Annotated in this window: 1 protein-coding gene; it reads left to right on the forward strand. The window is 69.9% G+C overall.

What is annotated here, in order from left to right:
* Positions 1-3,106, forward strand: a 3,106-nt coding sequence (locus ACWELQ_RS42220; protein ID WP_452402597.1) for an amino acid adenylation domain-containing protein, incomplete at both ends; no start/stop codon positions are given.

Genomic DNA, 3,106 nt, shown 5'->3' on the forward strand with positions numbered 1-3,106 from the left:
GGGGCTTCCGGATCGAGCTCGGGGAGATCGACGCGGTGCTCGCGGCGCATCCGAGCGTGGACTTCGCGGTGACGATCGGGCACGAACTCGCCGACGGAGCCACCATTCTGGCCTCCTACGTGCATGCCGACGGTGCGGCGACGGTGGCGGTGGACGAGCTGCTGGCCCTGGCCGCCCGCGAGCTGCCCGCGCACATGGTGCCCACGTCCGTCACCGTGCTGGACACGATTCCGCTGACCCCGGTCGGCAAGCTGGACCGCCGGGCGCTGCCCGCGCCGACCTTGCGTGTCGCCGAATTCCGGGCTCCGGCGGGACGCCTGGAGGCGGCGGTCGCCGAGGTGTTCGCGGAACTGCTGGGCACGGTGGACCCGATCGGCGCGGACGACGACTTCTTCGGTCTGGGCGGCAATTCGCTGATCGCCGCGCGGGCCGCGGCTCGGCTCGGCGCGGTGATCTCCGCGCGCGTGCCCGGCAGGCTGCTGTTCACCGCGTCGAGTGTCGCGGGGCTGGCGCGTGAGCTGGCCGCGCTCGAGGGTGCGGGCGGCCGTGCGCCGCTGGAGGCGCGGCCGCGGCCGGAACGGATTCCGCTCTCGCCCGCGCAGCAGCGGATGTGGTTCCTCAACCAGTTCGACCCGGCCTCGGCCGCGGACAATATTCCCTTCGCGCTGCGGGTGACCGGGGCGTTGGATGCGGCGGCGTTGCGGGCCGCGTTCGGGGATGTGATCGAGCGGCACGAGGCGTTGCGGACCGTGTACCCGGCGGTGGACGGGGTCGGTAGTCAGGTGATTCTGCCTGCGGTGCAGGTGATTCCGGAGCTGGACGTGCAGTCGGTGGAGGAGTCGGCGCTTGCCGGGTGGCTGAGCGGGGTGGCATTGGCCGGGTTCGATGTGTCGGCGCGGGTGCCGCTGCGGGTGGAACTGGCCCGGCTCGGGGACGACGAGCACGTCATCGCGATCGTCCTGCATCACATCGCCGCCGACGGCTTCTCGACCGGGCCGTTCGCGCGAGACCTGATGACGGCCTTCCTGGCCCGGCGCAATGGCGCGGTGCCGCCGTGGCAGCCGTTGCCGGTGCAGTACGCCGATTACACGCTGTGGCAGCGTGCGCTGCTGGGCGCGGAGCACGAGAGCGGGTCGCTGGCCGCGGCCCAGATCGCTTACTGGCGTGCGGCTTTGGCGGGTATCCCGGAGCGCATCGACCTGCCCGCCGACCGTCCGCGGCCGACCGTGGCGTCCGGGCGGGGCGCGACCTTCGCCTTCGAGATCGACGCGGAGCTGGTCGCGGGGATCGACGGGCTCGCGCAGGCCGGTGGCGCTTCTCCGTTCATGGTGCTGCACACCGCCTTCGCCGTGCTGCTGGCGCGGCTGTCGGGCACCGGCGACATCGTGATCGGTACGCCGGTGGCGGGCCGTGGTGAGCGGGAGCTCGACGATCTCGTCGGCATGTTCGTCAATACGCTCGCCCTGCGGACGCGGGTCGAGGCCGGAGCCGGGTTCGCGGATCTGCTGCGGGTCACGAAAGAAGTGGATCTGGCGGCCTTCTCGCACGCCGAGCTGCCGTTCGAGCGGCTGGTCGAGGTGCTGGACCCGGTCCGCACCCAGGCGCATCACCCGCTGTTCCAGGTCGCCATGTTCTTCCAGAACCTCGACGCGCCCCGGGTGGAGCTGCCCGGGCTGCTCGTCGAGTCCGTCGAATCCGACGGTGCGATGGCGAAATTTGATCTGCAACTGTCGCTGCTGCCACGGGCGGGCGAGGGCATGGCGGCGGTGTTCACCTATGCCACCGACCTTTTCGACCGGGCCACGATCGCGGGGTTCGCGGACCGGCTGGTGCGGGTGCTGTCCGCCGTGGTGACCGAGCCCGCCAGGCCCGTCGGCGAGATCGAGCTGCTCTCCGTGCCGGAGCGCGCGCGAATGGTGCTGGAGTGGAACGACACCCGGCATGCCGTCGCGGAGGAGTCGCTGCTCGGCGGGTTCCGGCGTGCGGTCGCCGCCCATCCCGAGGCGGTCGCCGTGCATTTCGAGGGTGCGGAGCTGACGTATCGGGAGTTCGACGCGCGGGTCAATCGGCTGGCGCGGCTCCTCATCGATAGGGGAGTGGGGCCGGAATCGCTCGTCGGACTGGCGGTTCGGCGCTCTTTGGATCTGGTGGTGGGCATGTATGCCGTCATCACCGCGGGTGGTGCGTATGTGCCGTTGGATCCTGATCATCCGGCCGAGCGGATCGCGCACATCCTCGAGACCGCGCGCCCGGCGTGCGTGCTGACCACCACCGCCGATGCCGTGCCTGTCCCGGAGCGGACCTCGGTGGTGCTGCTGGACGCTGTCGATTCGACCGTGTTCTCCGCCGATCCGGTGTCGGACAATGACCTGCTGCGTCCGCTGCTGCCGGAGCATCCGGCCTACGTCATCTTCACCTCGGGTTCCACCGGCCGCCCCAAGGGCGTCGCGGTGTCGCATCGGGCCATCCACAACCAGACCACCTGGATGCTGGACGAGTATCCGATGGGTCCGGGGGACGTTTATCTCCAGAAGACGGCGACGACCTTCGATGTGTCGTTGTGGGGCTATTTCATGCCGTTGCGGGCCGGTGCGAAGCTGGTGGTCGCGACGCACGACGGGCATCGTGATCCGCAGTATGTGGCGGAATCTATTGCGCGTCATGGGGTGACTGTCACCGATTTCGTGCCGTCGATGCTGACGGTTTTTGCCGCGCACACCGCGCCCGGAGCGCTCGCGAGCCTGCGTGATGTGTTCGTCATCGGTGAGGCGTTGCCGCCGGAGACGGTGGCGGCGTTCGCGGCGGTGTGCGGTGCGAAGGTGCACAACCTGTACGGGCCGACCGAGGCTGCGGTGTCGGTGACCTACTGGCAGGCGCGTGCCGATGAGCGTGATTCGGTGCCGATCGGGCTGCCGCAGTGGAACATTCGCGTCTACGTGCTGGATTCACGGCTGCGGCCGGTTCCGGCCGGTGTCGCGGGTGAGTTGTACCTGGCTGGTGCGCAATTGGCGCGCGGATACGTCCGCAGGCCGGATCTCACCTCGGATCGGTTCGTGGCCAACCCGTTCGGGCAGGGCGAACGCATGTACCGGACCGGGGATCTGGT

The organism is Nocardia sp. NPDC004722 (assembly GCF_053601505.1).